General features: G+C 50.3%; 4 protein-coding genes. All 4 read right to left on the bottom strand.

The window, feature by feature from the left end:
* Positions 1-482: CIA30 family protein (locus AC2FLP_RS22015; protein WP_496710080.1), on the bottom strand; the 482-nt coding region annotated here is incomplete at its 3' end.
* An 11-nt stretch (positions 483-493) separates the two neighbouring features.
* Positions 494-946, bottom strand: a complete 453-nt coding sequence (locus tag AC2FLP_RS22010; protein ID WP_117870806.1) for a TspO/MBR family protein — start codon at positions 944-946, stop codon at positions 494-496.
* Between the two features lie 13 nt (positions 947-959).
* Positions 960-1,463 (bottom strand): aggregation factor core, encoded by a 504-nt coding sequence (locus AC2FLP_RS22005; RefSeq protein WP_496686539.1) that lies wholly within the window; start codon positions 1,461-1,463, stop codon positions 960-962.
* A 136-nt stretch (positions 1,464-1,599) separates the two neighbouring features.
* Positions 1,600-1,983, bottom strand: coding sequence for a nuclear transport factor 2 family protein (locus tag AC2FLP_RS22000; RefSeq protein WP_496686536.1), 384 nt, complete (start codon positions 1,981-1,983; stop codon positions 1,600-1,602).
* Positions 1,984-2,263 lie beyond the last annotated feature (280 nt).

Here is a 2,263-nt window from a genome sequence, read left to right as displayed (position 1 = left end):
GTGATTTCGTCAGCGACGGGAATAGCGCGCAACATGGCACCTGAAGCCTTGAAGCCTGACAGGGGTAAACTGATTTCGGTCCATTCTTCAGAAGTTGGAAACTCGGCCTGATAGTATTGCCATGGAAGCACTGTTCCACGTGTTCTGAGGTGAACGAAGTATTGCTCGCCGTTCCCTCGGACCAACAGTCTGACGCCTGATACACCCTCATCTGGCCGATCAGGCAACTTGCGTCGGAATTGGATGAAACCGCCGTTGTTTTCTGTACTGACGGTTCCGGTCAGCCGCGCGAATGCAACATCACTTTCGGAGCTAAACTGCACCTGCCCTGAAGAAACTCCGCCCATGACAGTGTCGGCAACGTAGTCCCAACGCGTCTCCGGAGACTTGGAGAAGTCTTCTGCAAGTTTTTCATCAGCCTGTGCCATTGTAGATCCGATGATATAAAGACTTGAAACAAGCCCAACAAATTTGGCACGCATATTGTTCCTTCTCAGTTCAGTATTGCAATGGAAAGGTTCAGTGCCGCGGCAAATGCGACCCATGCAAAGTAAGGCAAGAAGGCCAGTGCGGAGACCCGATCCGAGTTCCTGACCCGAGCGATGAACACGACGATGACAATCAGCAACGCGACAATGACCACAAGGGCAAACCACGGCAGTTGCAGTACAAAAAAGGTTGGGGACCACAAAAAATTCAGAGCCATCTGTGCCCACCACAGCTTCATGGCAGCCGAGCTTCGGTCTGTTTCGAACTGACGCCAACCCGCCATGGCGATCAACACATAAAGCACCGTCCAGACCGGGCCAAATATCCAATTTGGTGGATTGAAAGCAGGTTTAGAAAGCTGCGCATACCAATCGCCAGGTGCGGTCAGTGTCCCGATCAGGATGCCGCCTCCCAACATGAGCGCGAGAAATGCTATGCGGATCAACAAATTCGACATTGCGGGACTGCTTTCAGCAATCCTTGGTCGTCACGTTGACAAGCGCTTCGGAAGAGAAGGTTGCAGTACTGGTCTTATCCGCATGGGAATAAGACACCGTGGCGCCTTCTATCTCCGACCCTGTTACGGTGATTTCGCGTTGCCCGATGGTGTCATCCACATCGATGGTAAAGGCGAGTTTATCCCCGACTGCGAGGGAGGCGATCTGAAGTTCAATTGAATCTTGCCCGTCCACGACCGCTGGAATTTGCCGCAGAGCATCCGCACCCTCAACGAATTCGAGAGGTTGAAAGACCTCTACGCCTGCACCTTTTTCGGTAACGTCGAAAATCAGACGTCCGGCAGATTGCGACAAGTCGATTTTGAGGGTCGAAGCTTCAACTTCGCACGTTCCGACATTTGTCAGAACAAAACGGTCCTTGGGTGCGCCTTCTATAAAGCGAATTTGTACACCAGCATGAAGCGAAGTAGCTGCAAATAGTCCAAGGGTCGCTGCAAGAATACTCTTCGGGAGCATATTTATCTTCTTTCTAAAAGGTTCTTGATAGATACGCTTCGGCGGGTTTCTTGGATCAGACTTATGACTTTTGACTATCGTGGCTCAGCCGGCAGGAGTCTTCAAAGTTCCATGCACAGTAGTCACAACGGTTAAGTCAGAACATGCCATTTTCATTCGCGCTGTTTGCTGGAATTTCCTGAAGAACATCCCAGTGCTCGACAACCTTACCATCAGCATCCAGGCGAAAAATATCGATCCCTGCGTACTCGAGACCATCGGGCCAGATTTGGTGGCAATGCAGAATAACGTGATCGCCTTCGGCAAACGCGCGTTTGATGTCCACGCGCTTTCCCGGGTATTCAGCAGCCATGCGCTCGAAATATTCGATAAAGGCTTGCTTGCCGTCGCCAACATGCGGGTTGTGCTGCGTATAGGTTTCGCCAACAAAGGTCGCTATGGCCTCGGCAGGTCGACACTCGTTGAACATCATTTCGTAGAAAGCGATGACGTTTTTCTTGTTTGTTTCGAGGTCCGGCATGCTGATCTCAAAATCGGTGTTTTTCTACCCAAAACCGTTGGCTCGTAAAGCATAGAAAACAAATAATAAGAACCTCGATCAATGGTTGGGAAAAGTAACGAGCTTTTTTTGCGTTCCAACTATTTCGAGGATTGGCCAGTTAATCGGTATCCTCGAAGTCGATATGAATATGATTTCCATCAGGATCGGCCACATGGATTTGGATCATGCGGGGCCCTGGGACTTCGGTTTTGCGATACTGCATCTGACGTGAAGCCAGTTTTTCTTCGAATGCGCTCAA

It is taken from the genome of Ruegeria sp. CDSA141 (assembly GCF_059612005.1).
This window is presented reverse-complemented; position numbering and strand designations above follow the sequence as displayed.